The 15,791-nt window shown below is 65.3% G+C and carries 11 protein-coding genes and 1 pseudogene; 4 read left to right on the top strand and 8 right to left on the bottom strand.

The genetic code is table 11. From position 1 onward, the window contains the following. Nucleotides 1-44 precede the first annotated feature (44 nt). Nucleotides 45-3,563, bottom strand: a complete 3,519-nt coding sequence (gene mfd, locus ACVWY5_RS16670) for a transcription-repair coupling factor (protein WP_028332051.1) — start codon at nucleotides 3,561-3,563, stop codon at nucleotides 45-47. Next, nucleotides 3,560-3,850 carry an FAD assembly factor SdhE gene (locus ACVWY5_RS16665; protein WP_028332052.1) on the bottom strand — a complete coding sequence of 97 codons (291 nt, stop codon included), beginning with the start codon at nucleotides 3,848-3,850 and terminating at the stop codon, nucleotides 3,560-3,562. The genes mfd and ACVWY5_RS16665 overlap by 4 nt, the downstream gene beginning before the upstream one ends. Before the next feature lie 252 nt (nucleotides 3,851-4,102). Here ACVWY5_RS16665 and recG point away from each other — a divergent pair, with 252 nt between their 5' ends. Beyond that, the gene (recG, locus tag ACVWY5_RS16660) at nucleotides 4,103-6,211 is read left to right on the top strand and encodes an ATP-dependent DNA helicase RecG (protein WP_028332053.1); all 2,109 of its coding nucleotides are present in this window, start codon (nucleotides 4,103-4,105) and stop codon (nucleotides 6,209-6,211) included. A 109-nt stretch (nucleotides 6,212-6,320) separates the two neighbouring features. On the opposite strand, the gene ACVWY5_RS16655 is transcribed toward recG, so the two are convergent. The 6 genes and pseudogenes from ACVWY5_RS16655 to ACVWY5_RS16630 all read right to left on the bottom strand — a co-directional run bounded on the left by ACVWY5_RS16655 (nucleotide 6,321) and on the right by ACVWY5_RS16630 (nucleotide 12,308). Then, complete coding sequence (locus ACVWY5_RS16655) at nucleotides 6,321-7,118, bottom strand: DUF502 domain-containing protein (protein ID WP_028332054.1); 798 nt, start codon at nucleotides 7,116-7,118, stop codon at nucleotides 6,321-6,323. Between the two features lie 95 nt (nucleotides 7,119-7,213). Next, on the bottom strand, nucleotides 7,214-9,040 hold the full coding sequence (gene glmS / locus ACVWY5_RS16650) for a glutamine--fructose-6-phosphate transaminase (isomerizing) (RefSeq protein WP_028332055.1): 1,827 nt from the start codon (nucleotides 9,038-9,040) through the stop codon (nucleotides 7,214-7,216). A gap of 175 nt (nucleotides 9,041-9,215) precedes the next feature. After that, on the bottom strand, nucleotides 9,216-9,863 hold the full coding sequence (locus ACVWY5_RS16645; protein ID WP_028332056.1) for a hypothetical protein: 648 nt from the start codon (nucleotides 9,861-9,863) through the stop codon (nucleotides 9,216-9,218). Next, on the bottom strand, nucleotides 9,860-10,135 hold the full coding sequence (locus ACVWY5_RS16640; protein WP_028332057.1) for a hypothetical protein: 276 nt from the start codon (nucleotides 10,133-10,135) through the stop codon (nucleotides 9,860-9,862). Before ACVWY5_RS16640 ends, ACVWY5_RS16645 begins: the two co-directional genes overlap by 4 nt. 137 nt (nucleotides 10,136-10,272) lie before the next feature. After that, entirely contained in the window at nucleotides 10,273-11,067 is a 795-nt protein-coding gene (locus tag ACVWY5_RS16635; protein WP_028332058.1) for an adenylate/guanylate cyclase domain-containing protein, read from the bottom strand. A 175-nt stretch (nucleotides 11,068-11,242) separates the two neighbouring features. Continuing rightward, a pseudogene (locus ACVWY5_RS16630) lies at nucleotides 11,243-12,308 on the bottom strand (carbon-nitrogen hydrolase family protein). Between the two features lie 276 nt (nucleotides 12,309-12,584). Between ACVWY5_RS16630 and ACVWY5_RS16625 the strand changes: the two are divergent. The 3 genes from ACVWY5_RS16625 (at nucleotide 12,585) to ACVWY5_RS16615 (ending at nucleotide 15,539) form a co-directional block, all read left to right on the top strand. Then, nucleotides 12,585-13,535 (top strand): LysR family transcriptional regulator, encoded by a 951-nt coding sequence (locus ACVWY5_RS16625; protein WP_028332060.1) that lies wholly within the window; start codon nucleotides 12,585-12,587, stop codon nucleotides 13,533-13,535. Nucleotides 13,536-13,616: 81 nt separating this feature from the next. Further along, nucleotides 13,617-13,943, top strand: coding sequence for a DUF485 domain-containing protein (locus ACVWY5_RS16620; protein WP_080666934.1), 327 nt, complete (start codon nucleotides 13,617-13,619; stop codon nucleotides 13,941-13,943). A 12-nt stretch (nucleotides 13,944-13,955) separates the two neighbouring features. Further along, nucleotides 13,956-15,539 carry a solute symporter family protein gene (locus ACVWY5_RS16615; RefSeq protein ID WP_028332062.1) on the top strand — a complete coding sequence of 528 codons (1,584 nt, stop codon included), beginning with the start codon at nucleotides 13,956-13,958 and terminating at the stop codon, nucleotides 15,537-15,539. The last annotated feature ends 252 nt before the right edge of the window (nucleotides 15,540-15,791 follow it).

Raw genomic sequence — 15,791 nt, 5'->3', positions numbered from 1 at the left:
GGCCGGTCAAGTCCGCTGGAACGCGATCTGCCGGAGAACGTAGTCTAAGCTGCCTTCTTGCTCTCCGCGAGATTGGCGAGCTGGCGCAGGATCTCGGTGGTGCCCGCGAGCCGCTCTTCGGGAGTATCCCACTCCTGGAAGAACACCACCTTCATGTCCGGCCGCACCTTGGCGGCCTGGCCGTGCTGGCGGATGAAGCTGACCAGCCGCTCCGGATGCGCAAAACTGTTGTCGCGGAATGCGATCACGGCGCCCTTCGGGCCGGCATCGACCTTCCCGACATTGGCCCTTCGGCAATAGGCCTTGATCGCCGCGACCTTGAACAGATAGCGCACCTCGTCCGGCAGCACGCCGAAGCGGTCGCGCATCTCGGCGGCGAAGGCGTCGATGTCCTCGTCGGTGTCGAGATCGGCGAGCCGACGATACAGCGACAGCCGCACGCTGAGGTCGTTGACATAGTCCTCGGGGATCAGGACCGGCATGCCGATCGTGATCTGCGGCGACCAGCGGTCGGCAGCCGGCTCGGCGACGCCGGCCTTGAGGTTGACGATCGCCTCCTCCAGCATCGACTGGTACAGCTCGAAGCCGACTTCCTTGATGTGGCCGGATTGCTCCTCGCCGAGCAGATTGCCGGCGCCGCGGATGTCGAGGTCGTGCGAGGCGAGCTGGAAGCCGGCCCCCAGCGTCTCCAGCGACTGCAGCACCTTGAGCCGCCGCTCCGCCTGCGCCGTGATCTTCTGCTGTGCCGGCAGCGTGAACAGCGCATAGGCACGCAGCTTGGAGCGGCCGACGCGGCCGCGCAGCTGGTAGAGCTGGGCGAGGCCGAACATATCGGCGCGGTGCACGATCAGCGTGTTGGCGTTCGGGATGTCGAGACCGGACTCGACGATCGTGGTCGACAGCAGGATGTCGTATTTGCCGTCGTAGAACGCCGACATGATGTCCTCGATCACGGTCGGCGGCATCTGGCCGTGGGCGACCGCGACCTTCATCTCGGGCACGTTCTTGTCGAGGAAGTCCTTGACGCCGGCAAGGTCCTCGATCCGCGGCACGACGTAGAACGCCTGCCCGCCGCGGTAGCGTTCGCGCAGCAGCGCCTCGCGGATCATCAGGGGATCGTGCGGCGCGACGAAGGTGCGCACCGCAAGACGATCGACCGGCGGCGAGGCAATGATCGAGAGCTCGCGGACGCCGGTCAATGCAAGCTGAAGGGTGCGCGGGATCGGGGTTGCCGACAGCGTCAGCACGTGGACCTGGGCGCGCAGCTGCTTCAGCCGTTCCTTGTGGCTGACGCCGAAATGCTGTTCCTCGTCCACGATCAACAGGCCGAGGTCCTTGAACTTGATGGTCTTGCCGAGCAGCGCATGGGTGCCGACGACGATGTCGACGCTGCCGTCGGTGAGCCCTTTCTTGACCTGGCTGAGTTCCTTGGTCGACACCAGCCGTGAGGCCTGCGCGACATTGACCGGGAAGCCGCGGAAGCGCTCGGTGAAAGTCCGCGAGTGCTGACGCGCCAGCAGCGTGGTCGGCACCACCACCGCGACCTGCCTGCCCTCCAGCGCCACGGCGAACGCCGCGCGCAGCGCCACCTCGGTCTTGCCGAAGCCGACGTCGCCACAAATCAGCCGGTCCATCGGACGGCCGATCTCGAGATCCTTCAAGGTCGAGGTGATGGCCCCTAACTGATCCTCGGTCTCCTCATAGGGGAAGCGCGCGCAGAACTCGTCATAGACGTGCGGCTGCAGCGGGAACTTCGGCGCCTCGTGCAGCTGCCGCTCGGCCGCGATCTTGATCAATTCGCCCGCGATCTCGCGGATCCGGTTCTTCAGCTTGGCCTTGCGCGCCTGCCAGCCGCCGCCGCCGAGACGATCGAGCTCGACATTGGCGCTGTCGGAGCCGTAGCGCGACAACAGCTCGATGTTCTCGACCGGCAGGAACAGTTTTGTCTCGGCGGCATAGTGCAGCTCGAGACAGTCATGCGGCGCGCCGGAGACTTCCAGCGTCTGCAGCCCGACGAAGCGGCCGATGCCGTGCTCGACATGGACCACGAGATCGCCGGTCGCAAGGCTCGTTACCTCCGAGATGAAATTGTCGAGCTTGCGGCTCGCCTTGCGCGGCCGCACCAGGCGGTCGCCGAGAATGTCCTGCTCGCTGATGACGGCGAATTCGTCGGTCTCGAAGCCGGATTCCATGCCGAGCACGGCCAGCATGGTCTCGTTGCGCGGCGTCGCCTGCACGATCCGCCAGGTGTTGACGCTGGTCGTGTTCAGGAGCTTGTGGTCGCGCAGCATCGCGCCCATGCGGTCGCGCGAGCCCTCGCTCCACAGCGCGACGATGACCTTCTTGCGTTGCGACTGCAGCGCGCCGACATGGCCGACCACGGCCTCGAACACGTTGACGTTGGCGTCGGCGCGTTCGGGCGCGAAATTGCGGCCCTGCCGCGCGCCGGCGTCGAACACCTCGCTCGAGCCCTCGGGCACCGCGAACGGCGTCAGCCGCGCCAGCGGCGCATCGCCGAGCAGCTTGGCCCATTCGGCCTCGGTCAGATAGAGCTGGTCCGGCGGCAGCGGCTTGTAGATCGCGCCGCTGCCCGGATGCTCCAGCGCCTCGCGCCGCGCGTCATAGTAGTCAACGATCTGCGAGAAGCGCTCGCGCGCGGCGTCCTCGCCCTGCGGCTCGATCGCAACCGTCGCGCCGTCGAGATAATCGAACAGCGTGTCCATCCGCTCCTGGAACAGCGGCAGCCAGTGCTCCATGCCGGGATGGCGCCGTCCCTCGGACACGGCTTCATAGAGCTGATCGTCGCGCTCCGGCGCGCCGAACGCGGCGACATAGCCCATGCGGAAACGCCGGATGGTCTCGGTGGTGAGCTGGAATTCCGAGACCGGCACGAGATCGAGCCCGCGCATATCGAGCAGCGTGCGCTGGGTTTCGGCATCGAAGGTGCGGATCGACTCAAGGGAGTCGCCGAAGAAGTCGAAGCGCACCGGCTGGTCGAGGCCGGCCGGAAACAGATCGAGGATGCCGCCGCGCACGGCATATTCGCCGGGCTCGCGCACCGTTGACGAACGGGTGTAGCCATTGTGCTCGAGCCAGGCCACGACCGAATCCATCGGCACCACATTGCCGGGCGCAACCGACAGCGCTTGCGCTGCGACCTGATCGCGAGCCGGTACGCGCTGCACGGCGGCATTCACCGTCGTCAGCACGATCAGCGGCTTGTCGCTGCCGACCAGCCGCGACAACTTGGCCAAAGCGGTGAGCCGTTGCGCCAAAATGCCGGCGTGCGGCGAGACGCGGTCATAGGGCTGGCAGTCCCAGGCCGGAACCTGCATCACGGCGATATCGGGCGCAAAGAACTCCAGCGCGCGGGCGAGCTGCTGCATCCGCGCGCCGTCGCGGCACACCACGGCAAGGCTGACGGCCGGCCGCTTCGGCTGCGCCGCAATCGCGCGCGCCAGATCGGAGATGACGAGCCCTTCGGCGCCCTCGGCGACGTTGGCGATGGTGAGCACCCGGCCGGGCGCGAGCATCGCGGCCGGTGATTTCATGGGCTGTTTCATGCGCTGGGATCCGCGACCCGGAACGCCTTGATGCGGGCAAACAGCGCGGTCGCATATTCGGCCGGCAGCACCTTGTCGCCGGTCAGCGCCGCATAGAGGTCGGGATCCGGCACCTCGATCAGATGCTCGAGCTCGCCGAGCTCGTGGTCGGACAGTTCGCCAATGGTCGCGTCGGCGAAGCGGCCGAGGATCAGGTCCATCTCCCGGGTGCCGCGATGCCAGCAGCGAAACAAAAGCCGCTTGCGGCGGTCATCGAGCCCGCTGCTCGATCGTGTCGATCCCGTCATGTCCCAAAATCCATCCAACGCCAAAAGCCCGGACGTGCCGGGCGGGCCTGATATAGCGATGGCGATGGCCGATGTCAGCCCTCATTCGCCGCGTTTTGGGGTTTCCGTGGGCGCATGCCGTCATTGCCGGGCTTGCGCGTCTGTCGAAGCCTTTGCCGAAGACGGGACCCGGCCGACATCAGCTCCAAAAAAAGACGTGGATGCCCGGCACAAGGCCGGGCATGACGGTGTGAAACGGTCTTGGATTCGTCGATGCGCCCAGCCCTGCTCAATCCGCTGTTTGCCCAGGTCACGACCCTGCAAGGGGTCGGCCCGAAGCAGGACAAGCTGCTGCGCTATCTGCTCGACCGCAGCGAGACGCCGCGGCTGGTCGACCTGCTGCTGCATCTGCCGGCGAGCGTGATCGACCGCCGCGCCCGACCGAAGATCCGCGACGCCGCGGTCGGAACCATGGTGACGCTCGAGGTCACCGTCGACCGCCATCGCCCGCCGCCGCCACGCAATTCGCGCGCGCCCTACCTCGTCTATGCCAGCGACGACACCGGCGACGTCGTGCTGACCTTCTTCCGCGCCCAGCCTGGCTATGTCGAGAAGCTGCTGCCGGTCGGCGAGAAGCGCTACGTCTCCGGCACGCTGGCGATGTATGACGGCATCCCGCAAATCGTGCATCCCGATCGCGTCGTCGATGAAGCGGGCTTTGCAAAACTGTCCGGCATCGATCCGGTCTATCCGCTGACCGAGGGGCTTGCGATCGGCTCGCTCCGCCGCGCCATCGCGCAGGCGCTAACCAAGCTGCCGGATCTGCCGGAGTGGATCAGCCCCGAGGTGCTGCGCCGCTGCAACTTCCCGCCGATCAGGGAGGCGCTGACCCGCGTGCATGTTCCGGTCGAGCTGACCGATATCCTGCCCGACGGTCCGTTCTGGTCACGTCTCGCATTCGACGAACTGCTGGCCGGCCAGCTCGCGCTCGCCCTGATCCGCGCCACGCTGCGCCGCCCCGCCGGTGTGCGCAACGCCGGCGATGGTCATCTGCGCCGGAAGATCATCGATGCCCTGCCCTATGCGCTGACCAGGTCGCAGCAAGAGGCGGTCGCGGCAATCATCGCGGACCTGCAGCAGCCGGTGCGGATGCTGCGCCTCGTGCAGGGCGATGTCGGTTCCGGCAAGACCGTGGTGGCGCTGCTGGCTGCCGCCGCGGTTGCGGAAGCCGGCAAGCAGGCCGCGCTGATGGCGCCGACCGAAATCCTGGCGCGCCAGCACATCAAGACCATCGCGCCGCTCGCCGAGCGCGCCGGCCTACGCGTTGCGATCCTCACCGGCCGCGAGAAAGGCAAGGAGCGCCGCGAGTTGCTGGCACAGCTCGAGGCCGGCGAGGTCGATCTCCTGGTCGGCACCCACGCGCTGATCCAGGACGATGTGATCTACAAGGCGCTGGCGCTTGCCGTGGTCGACGAGCAGCATCGCTTCGGCGTGCGCGAGCGCCTCGCGCTGACCTCCAAGGGCGAGGCCGTCGACGTGCTGGTGCTGAGCGCCACCCCGATTCCGCGCACGCTGGTGCTGACTTACTTCGGCGATATGGACGTCTCGGAGCTGCGCGAAAAGCCCGCCGGCCGCCAGCCGATCGACACCCGCGCGGTGCCGATGAGCCGGATCGAGGACGTGATGGACGGCGTCGGCCGCGCGCTCGGCGCCGGCAAGCTGGTCTACTGGATCTGCCCGCTGGTCGATGAATCCGAGGCCGAGGGCACCGAGCATCTCACCAACGCGACCGAGCGTTTCGAGAGCTTGCAGAAGCGGTTCGGCGATCGCGTCGGCCTCGTGCACGGCCAGATGAAGGGCACCGAGAAGGACCGCGTGATGGCGCAATTCGCCGCGCACGAGATCAGCCTTCTGGTCGCGACCACGGTGGTCGAGGTCGGCGTCGACGTACCGGCGGCGACCATCATGGTGATCGAGAACGCCGAACGTTTCGGGCTTGCGCAGCTGCATCAGCTACGCGGGCGCATCGGCCGCGGCTCGGAAGCCTCGACCTGCCTGCTGCTCTACAAGGAGCCGCTCGGCGAGATGTCGAAGGCGCGGCTCAAGGTGATCCGCGAGACCACGGATGGATTCCGGATCGCCGAGGAGGATCTGAAGCTGCGCGGCGAAGGCGATGTGCTCGGCATCCGCCAGAGCGGCCTGCCCGGCTACCGCATCGCGCGCTCCGAGGTGCACGGCCAGCTGATCACCCAGGCCCGCGACGAGGCGCTGCGGATCATGAAGGACAATCCGAAGCTGAAGGGCGAACGCGGCGAAGCGCTGCGCGTCCTGCTCTACCTCTACGAGCGCGACGAAGCCGTGCCGCTGATCGGCGCGGGGTAGCGGCCAGCGCATTCATTGCGAGCGCAGCGAAGCAATCCATCGTTCCGCACATGCGGAAGCGTGGATTGCTTCGTCACTTCGCTCCTCGCGATGACGCGGGATACGGGAGCTACTCCACCTTCGCCGGCGCGGGCTGAGTTGCCGGCTGCAGCGAGGCCTGGCTCGCCGAAGCCTGGCTCGCAATGCGCGCAGCATTGGCCATGCCGGCGAGCGCCGCGGCGCGCTTCTGATCATTGGCGCCAGGCTGCACCACGCCGGCCGACATGATCAGCGTCGCGGCATCCTCGGTGCTCATCTCGATCTCGATGATCTTGCTCTTCGGCACATAGAAGAAGAAGCCGGTGGTCGGGTTCGGCGCGCACGGCAGGAACACCGAGATATGCTCTTCCGCTCCGGGCAGGCTGGCGGCGAGCTCGGCGCTCGGCGCCTGCGAGATCAGCACGATCGACCACATGCCGGGCGAGGGAAACTCGACCAGGCCGACGCGGCGGAAGCTCGAGCCGTTGCCGGAGAACAGCGTTTCGAACACCTGCTTCAGGCCGCGATAGATCGCGCGCACCGCAGGGATGCGGCCAAGCAGCCGCTCGCCGAGATCGACCAGGGTTCGCCCGATCAGATTGGCGGTGAGGAAGCCGAGCAGCGTCAGCGCGATGACCGCGACGATCAGGCCGGAACCCGGCAGCCCGAACGGCAGATAGGTTTCCGGCCGGTAGGCCGTGGGCACGAACGGCCGGACCAGATTGTCGACCCAGTTCACGAACCACCAGGTCAGATACAGGGTGATCGCAACCGGCCCGGCCACCACGAGGCCGGTCAGGAAATAGTTGCGAAACCGCGCCATCAGCCCGCGCGGGGCATCCGGGGGCAATTCACCGGTCGAGGCGGGAGGCACTTGGTTGGAGGTCATTGCGGTTCCAGGGTCGTCGAAGCGGCCGTAGTCCACCACCCAGCTAAGCCATTCTGTCGCATTTTTGAAGGGCCGCGTGAAGCCGCGGCTTGCGACTATTCGACCGTGACCGATTTGGCCAGATTCCGCGGCTGGTCGACATCGGTGCCCATCACGACAGCGGTATGATAGGCGAGCAGCTGCACCGGCACGGCGTAGACCATCGGCGCGAAGGTCGCCCCCATGTCCGGCATCACGATCGTCACCAGCGACTGGATGGTCGCTTCCGCCGCGCCCTTGGCGTCGGTCATGAGGATGATCTTGCCGCCGCGGGCGGCGACCTCCTGCATGTTGGAGACGGTCTTCTCGAACACCTTGTCGTACGGCGCGATCACCACGACCGGCATGTGCTCGTCGATCAGCGCGATCGGTCCATGCTTGAGCTCGCCGGCGGCGTAGCCCTCGGCGTGGATGTAGGAGATTTCCTTCAGCTTCAGCGCGCCTTCCAGCGCCAGCGGATAGCTGGTGCCGCGGCCGAGATAGAGCACGTCGCGCGACTTCGAGATCTCGCGCGCCAGCTTCTCGATCTGCACTTCGGTGGTGAGCGCTTCCGACATCAGGCGCGGGATCTCGACCAGGCCATGCACCAGCTTGGCCTCGTCGGCATCGGACAGCTCGCCGCGCGCCTTGCCGGCGGCGACCGCGAGCGAGGCCAGCACCATCAGCTGGCAGGTGAACGCCTTGGTCGAGGCGACCCCGATCTCGGGGCCGGCGAGCGTCTGCAGCACGGTCTCGCTCTCGCGCGCGATCGTCGAGGTCGGCACGTTGACGACCGAGAGCGTGTGCGCGCCCTGCGCCTTGGCGTAGCGCAGCGCCGCCAGCGTGTCGGCGGTCTCGCCTGACTGCGAGATGAAGATCGCAAGGTCGCCCTTGCGCAGCGGAGCCTCGCGGTAGCGGAATTCGGAGGCGACATCGAGCTCGACCGGCAGCCGGGCCAGCCGCTCCAGCCAGTATTTCGCGACGAAGCCGGCATAGCTCGCGGTGCCGCAGGCGGTGATCGAGACGCGCTGGATATCCTTGAAGTCGAACGGCAGTTTCACCGGCATGGTGACACGCTCGGTCGCCATGTCGACATAGCGCGCCAGCGTGTGCCCGACCACTTCGGGCTGCTCGTGGATCTCCTTCGCCATGAAGTGGCGGTAGTTCGCCTTGTCGACCAGCGCCGTTGCCGTCGTGTGCTTGATCGCCTCGCGGTGGACGATGGCGTTGTCCTTGTCGAAGATCGTGGCGCCCTTGCGGTTCAGCACCACCCAGTCGCCGTCCTCAAGATAGCTGATCGTGTCGGTGAACGGCCCGAGCGCGATCGCGTCGGACCCGAGATACATCTCGCCATCGCCATGGCCGACCGCGAGCGGCGGGCCGTTGCGGGCGCCGATCATCAAATCGTCCTCGCCGGCGAAGATGAAGCCGAGCGCGAACGCGCCGCGCAGCTGCGACAGCACCGCCCTCACCGCCTCGATCGGCTTGACGCCACCCTTGAGCAGATTGTCGACCAGATGCACCACGACCTCGGTGTCGGTCTCGGTCGAGAACACCGCACCCTTGGCCTTGAGTTCCTCGCGCAGCTCGCGGAAATTCTCGATGATGCCGTTATGCACCACGGCAACGCGCTCGGTGGCGTGCGGGTGCGCGTTGTTCTCGGTCGGCCGGCCGTGGGTGGCCCAGCGGGTGTGGCCGATGCCGGTGTGGCCGCCGAGCGGCTTTGCCTCGAGCCGGGCCTCAAGATTCTTCAGCTTGCCTTCGGCACGGCGCCGCGCAAGGCCGCCATTCTCCAGCGTGGCGACACCCGCGGAATCATAGCCGCGATATTCGAGCCGCTTGAGCGAATCCACCAATTGCTCCGCGACCGGAGCGCGTCCAAGAATGCCGACGATGCCGCACATGCGGTTCAATGTCCCCAAAAATCGCCGAAAATTTGCCAAAGCGGCGACACGGTCCCTTAACGGGAATCGCCGGCCGCAAGATACTCAATAATTATTGCCGATTGCGACAGTCTTAAACGGCAAGGTTGATGCGAAAGGCTGGTTAATCGGGGCTAACCATTTTGGCAAGAGCGCGTCAGCGCGGATCCGCCGGCGCGGGCCACGGTTTCGCCTCCCAGATCGTGGTCCATTCTTGACCCGCGCCGCACGCAGGCGCGCTGACCTCGACGCGAACCACGACAAAGCTTTCGCGACTGGTCACGTCTAGCCGATAGACATGCCGCAGGTGCGGGCTGGGACACAGGTCCGATCCGGTTTCGGCCTGAAACAAGCCGGCCTCCTCCCTCCATGTGATGAACCCCGGAGTGTCCGTCGTACCGAAGCCGTTCAGCGCGACGTACGGAAATTCCATTGGCTTTGGTCTGCTGACGTCGGAAAGATCGAACGCGCGATGCGATCCGGTCACGGAAAGCCGACAGAACATCAGCGCGAGACGGTGCCCGGCCACTTTCATGAAGCGAACCGGCAACTTTTCGATGTCATCCCTGTATTTGCAGCCGGATTGCTCGGCAGCAAGCGCGAGCATCCTTGGCACCAAGGCCGGATCGGAAATTTCAAAGTCCGTGCGTCCATTGGCAAGGCTGCTCCATTCGCGAAGCGCCTCGCGTCGTGCATTGATGCTCGAAGTTTCGTCGCCGCGCGCCACCGACACGAGCGGCGGACCGGCCGTGAGAAGACCGCCGAGCAGCACCTTGATCAATCCAGCGATCAGCCGCGCGCTCACGGTTCCCATCCCCGGCCACGCAGCCAGACGTCGCGGCACGTGACCAGCATGCCGTGCAGTCCGTTCTTGAGGAAAAACAGATAGAGCGCGAACAGCAGCACGAAGCTGGGCCGATCGTCGCCCCAGGAAACGAACTCAGGTTGGTCGTGTGCCTTCCGGGACAGCACCGCCAACTGTCCGGTCTCGGCCCATTGGTAGAGTCGTGCGACACTGAAGTACGTCACCAGGCTGCAAAAGATTCCGGTCAGAATGGTCGCGGCATGTTTGCGCATGATGCGTGTTTTGCCTCGTCGCCTCCTAAGAGCGATGAAACCGCAGACGGCAAACGTCGCTAACCGCATCAATACGTCATTAACGCCTTTCGGCGAGGCCAGCCGACGCTGGCGGTAACCGGCGCTCCCAGGACGTCCTAATGCTCAACCCGGTAGAGCCGCCATCGCTCCGGCACGCCCTTGAGCTGGTGCGCGCCGCGGTCCTTGAAGCGGATTTCGGACTTTGACATCAGGTCCTTGACCGCGCTCGAGACCAGCACTTCGCCGGCCCGTGCTTTCGCCGCGACGCGCGCGCCGATGTGAAACGCAAGACCGATCACCTCCGCCCCGCTCACCTTGTATTCGCCCGCGTGCAGTCCGACCCTGATCTCCAGCCCCAGCGTGCGCACGGACTCGCGGATTGCGGTCGCGCAACGGATCCCGGCTGCCGGCGCGCGGAACGTCGCCAACACCCCGTCCCCGGTCGTCACGACTTCCTTCCCCCGCAAGGCCTTCAGCTCCCTGCGCACAGCGACATAGTAGTGATTCATCACCGTCGCCCAGCGCGTGTCGCCGAGCCGCGCGGCCTTTTCGGTGGATCGGACGATATCGACATAGAGGATCGTGGCGAGCGCCTGTTTGAGCTGCGAGTCCCGATCGGCGGTTCGACGCCGGTTCGCGATATTCCCAGCCAGCGGTTCATAGCGATGGCTGCGTCGCCGCGCGATGGCGGCCTTGGTGTAGTCCCGGGCGCGCTGCACCGTGCGGCAGCGAATGGTTTTTTCCTGCGGTGGAAACGTCCAGTAGACCTTTCGCCCGTCGCCCGCGCCATCAACCTGCACGGCACCCCATTTCAGGAAAACCGTCGAGCCGGCCCGTCGAATGCACCATGCCTTCGACGTGTATCCGGAAACGTTCGACTGATGGACTCCGATGCGAAGGAATTTTGGCATGAGCGCCCGGCCGATCGAAGAAGCGTTTGGCAGCCTACCCAGGGTAAAGCGTAGCCATACATTCCCGCGTTGGCAACGGTGCAGGTTTGCGGACCATCGAGAATGCCGGATTGCGATGTCCGCGTCGGGTCCCGCACGCGGACGAAGGATTGTATAGGGCGGCACCAGCGCTTCGTCAGCTCCGGAGGTCGCGCCCCTGCCCATTCGATGCAGCGTCGGCATCGACCGACAGAATTGCCGCGTCTTGCGCTTCCGCTATTGGCTGCTCTGAATCGCGAAATCGAGCCGGGGTCAATCGGCTGCGGTCGACCGTCACGCCGAAGATGTCGAAGCGGTTGTAGTAACCGACCACGTCGTGAAACTGTTTCGGCTCGACGCAGCGATTGAGATCGATCTCCGCGTAGGCGATCCCCTCCTCGTCCTGCAATCCATCGCCGAAGACGCTGCCGGTCGGATCGACGAAGAAGCTCGCCGCACGCGGCGTCTGGTCGATCACGTCGGCGATCGTTCGATCGCGTTCAATGAGGAAGGCGCGCATCGCCTGGTCCATGTAGCCGGCGGTGACGATCCCGAATACCTTGGCCTCGAAGCAATGGGCGCTGGCCCGGATGCGGTTGGCGGCCACGTTGTCGAAATTGCCGCCGCCGGCCGGGCGCCGGGTGGGCCACATCGGCGGCCAGCTCGAAATGTGCACCTGCTCGCCCTGCGCCATCAGCGCGAAGCGAGCCAATGGATTGGTATTCTCGCCGCAAATCAACCCGCCGATCCGGCCCTGCCGCGTCTCCGCGACCTTGAGGCCCGCACCATCGCCGGACGACCACACCAGCTTCTCATAGAAGGTCGGAACCAGCTTGCGGTGATGGATGAGAATTTCTCCGGTCTCGCCGATCAGCAGGTTCGAGTTCCATAGCCCCCCGACGCTGACGGCCGAACGCTCGCTGATGCCGATCGAGACGGTGACGCCGAGGGCACGCGCCTCGGCGCAAAAGCCGCGCCACTTCCGGTCCGTCCGCCAGCACGGATTGCTCCGCCATACGCACGAACAGATCGTGGTTGTCGATTGGAGGCCACAGCGCGGCCCAGACCGGAAAGGCGGGAATATAGGTTTCGGGAAACGCGATCAGCTCGGCGCCGGCCCTGGCCGCCTCGCGAATGATGGCGATCGCCTTTTCGGTGGTCGCCCAGCTGTCGAGGAAGACCGGCGCGGCGTGGACGGCAGCAGCCTTGAAACGAGGGAGCATGTCGAAAATCCCGGCCAGAGCGTTTTCCAGCGAAGTGGATACCGGTTCGCATGAAGAAAACGCGTCGAAACAAAAATCTGGAGCCCCCGTTCCGATCCAACCGGAACGGAAGGCTCTAGGATGAGCAGCGCGAAGCGGTATCATCCCTGCCTTGCCGGCGTGCATGGGAATTGTCGCAAGGTCGGTTGCGAAGGATCGGAGCCGCCACGCGCTGGAACGGGAATTGCCTTGCTGACAAGGGCCGCAATCTCAACGGCCGCAACCTGGAGGCAAATCATGTTCGACACGATCAACTGGGACGATCTGCGGGTGTTTCTCTGCGCCGCCCGCGCCGGCAATCTCAGCCAGACCGCAAAGCGGCTCCGGCTCGACCATTCCACCGTCAGCCGCCGCATCGCCCAAATGGAAGCTTCCCTCGGGGTTGCGGTGTTCGAACGCCACCGCACCGGCCTCAAGCTCAACGAAGTCGGCGAGCGGCTGTTGCGTCATGCCGAGCGGGTCGAGAGCGCGGTGATCGCCATCCGCGAGGAGGCCAGCGCCAGCGACACCCAGGAGCTCGTCGGGACCGTGCGGCTCGCCACCATGGAGGGGATCGCCTCGCTCTATTTGGCGCAGCGTTTCGCCAAACTGCGACGCACCACGCCGCAGCTCACCGTCGAACTCGTCACGTCCGCCCAGACGGTCTACGTCCATAAGCGCGAGGCCGATCTGTTCGTGTCCTTCTTCCGGCCGCCCGGTCCGGGCCTGATCTCGGAGCGCATCGGCAAGTTCCGGCTCGGGCTATTCGCGAGCCAGGACTATCTCGACCACCATGGGATGCCCGCAAGCCTGCGCGACCTGCAGGATCATTGGTTCGTGTCCTATATCGAGGACCTGATCCAGGTCGATTCGGTGCGCTGGCTCGCCGACGTCATCGAAGAGCCGAAAATCGCCTTCCACTCCAACAGCATGATCGCGCAGATGAACGCCGCGGCGGGCGGCCTCGGCATCGTGATGCTTCCGAGCTTTGCCACAAGGGACCGGCCCGACCTGATACCCGTGCTGCCGGCTCTCGCCGGCACCGTTCGCGAGGTCTGGCTCAATGTCCACAGCGACCTGCAATTCGCTCCGCGCATCCGCGCCGTCCGCGCCTTCCTGAAAAATACCCTGAAGCAGGATCCCGACATGCAGGTCACGCTGGCCGATGTCGTGCCGCAGCCACGCACGGCAGATTGCAAAAATCCATAATTCCCTTCCGTCGCCCCCCGGCTGAAGCTCGTCCGATTGGCGCAAGCAGAGCGCGCGCGCTGAAGTTTTGAGGGGGCCGATATGAACGTGGTTATTCCCGGCAATGCCGATCCGGCGCCGAGCGGCGGTGCATTGGCCAAGAAACCGGCCGAGAAGCTCGCCAAGAAACTGGCCAAGAAGCGGCTGACGGTCGCGCTCGTTCTGAGCGCCGCGATGATCGTGATCTATTTCGGCTTCATGGGACTCTTCGCGTTCGACAAGCCGCTGCTCGGCACCATCCTGATGCCCGGCCTGTCGCTTTGCATCGTGCTCGGCCCGCTCGTCATCATCTCTTCCTTCGTGCTCTGCCTGGTCTACGTGCTGTGGGCGAACCGGGTGTTCGACGCAGGCGTTCGCGAGCTTCGCTAAGGGGACAGGCAAATGGGCAGCAGCACGCTTTCGATCGGGTTCTTCTTCGCCTTCATGGCGTTGACGCTGGCGATCACCTATTGGGCTGCGCGGCGCACGCGCACCACCGAGCATTTCTTTGCCGCCGGCGGCCAGGTCACGCCGTGGCAGAACGGCTGGGCACTCGCGGGAGACTTCCTGAGCGCCGCGGCCCTGCTCGGAATTGCCGGCATCGTCACCTCGAACGGCTTCGACGGCATGATCTATTCGATCGGGTGGCTGGTCGGCTGGCCGATCATTCTGTTCCTGATCGTCGAGCCATTGCGCAATGTCGGCCGTTTCACCTTCGCCGACGTCGTGGCCTATCGCCTGCGCCAGCGCCCGGTGCGCCTCGCCGGCGCCATCGGTACACTTGCCGTGATCCTGTTCTACTTGATCGCCCAGATGGTCGCGACAGGATCGCTGATCAAGCTGCTGTTCGGCCTGCCCTACACCTGGTCGGTCATCGTCGTCGGCAGCGTGATGCTGGTCTATGTCCTGTTCGGCGGCATGTTGGCGACGACCTGGGTGCAGGTGGTCAAGGCTGTGCTGCTGATGGGCGGCGGCATCCTGCTCGCCCTCCTCGTGTTGACCCATTTCGACATGAACCCGCTGAAGCTGTTCGCCGCGGCGTCCGAGAAATACGGCACCAAGGTGCTGCAGCCGGGATCGAAGGTGGTCTCGGGTCAATGGGATGCCATCTCGCTCGGGCTCGGCCTGATGTTCGGAACCGCCGCGATGCCGCATGTGCTGATGCGGGCCTACACGGTGAAGGATTCCAAAGCCGCACGGCTGTCGATCCTCTATGCCACCGGCCTGATCGGCGTCTTTCATCTCATGGTCTTCATCATCGGCTTCGGCGCCATGGTGCTGGTCGGCGCCGAGGCGGTGGCCAAGGCCGGCGGCGGCGGCAACATGGCAGCACCCCTGCTCGCACTCACCGTCGGCGGCAATGCGTTCTTCGGCTTCATCTGCGCGGTCGCGTTCGCGACCATGCTTGCCGTCGTCGCGGGGCTGACACTGTCGGGCGTCGCCACGCTCTGCCACGACGTCTGGACCAATGTGATCCGAAACGGCACCGCTTCGGAGGCCGAGCAGCTCAAGGTCGCGCGGGTCGCGACCGTTCTGATTTCCATCCTCGCCATCGGTCTGGGAATCGCGTTCGAAGGCCAGAATGTCGCCTTCATGGCGGGACTTGCGTTCTCGATCGCCTGCGCCGCCAACTTCCCGTCGCTGGTGCTCGCCATCACCTGGCGCCACTTCACGACGCCTGCTGCCGTGGCGAGCATCCTCGTCGGCACGCTGAGCTCGCTGGTGCTGATCTATCTGTCCCCGACCATCCAGGTCGACATTCTCGGCAAGCCGCTCGCCGCGATCGAGCATCAATGGTGGTTCGTGTCGCTGCGCAATCCCGCGATCATCAGCATGCCGCTATCCTTTGCGGTCGCGATCCTGCTGTCGCTGGCGACACGGGAGAAGAACGCAAACCTCGCCTTCGACGAGATGCAGCGGCGCATCCTGCTCGGACCGGTCCAGCCGACCCTCGACGATCCGGGCCAGGCGAAGAATGCGGCATGAACGGGGTCAACCGATCGACGTTGCGGATCGGCCCGTTTGCGAACCCCGTCACCCGATGCGGATGTGTGACTCACAGATCGCGCAACACACGCAGTGTCGTCCTGGCGAAAGCCAGGACCCATTACCCCAAATCTTGGTTGTTGCGCGACGCTGGGGCCGCGATCCCGTTCATCACCGAATTCGGTGGTTATGAGTCCTGGCTTTCGCCAGGACGACGGTTGAGGAGGTTGCGGGCTCGTCTCTATCACCGTC

Source organism: Bradyrhizobium sp. USDA 3256, assembly GCF_054058275.1.
The sequence above is the reverse complement of the archived record's forward strand: the minus strand, read 5'-3'. Positions and strand labels throughout refer to the sequence as shown.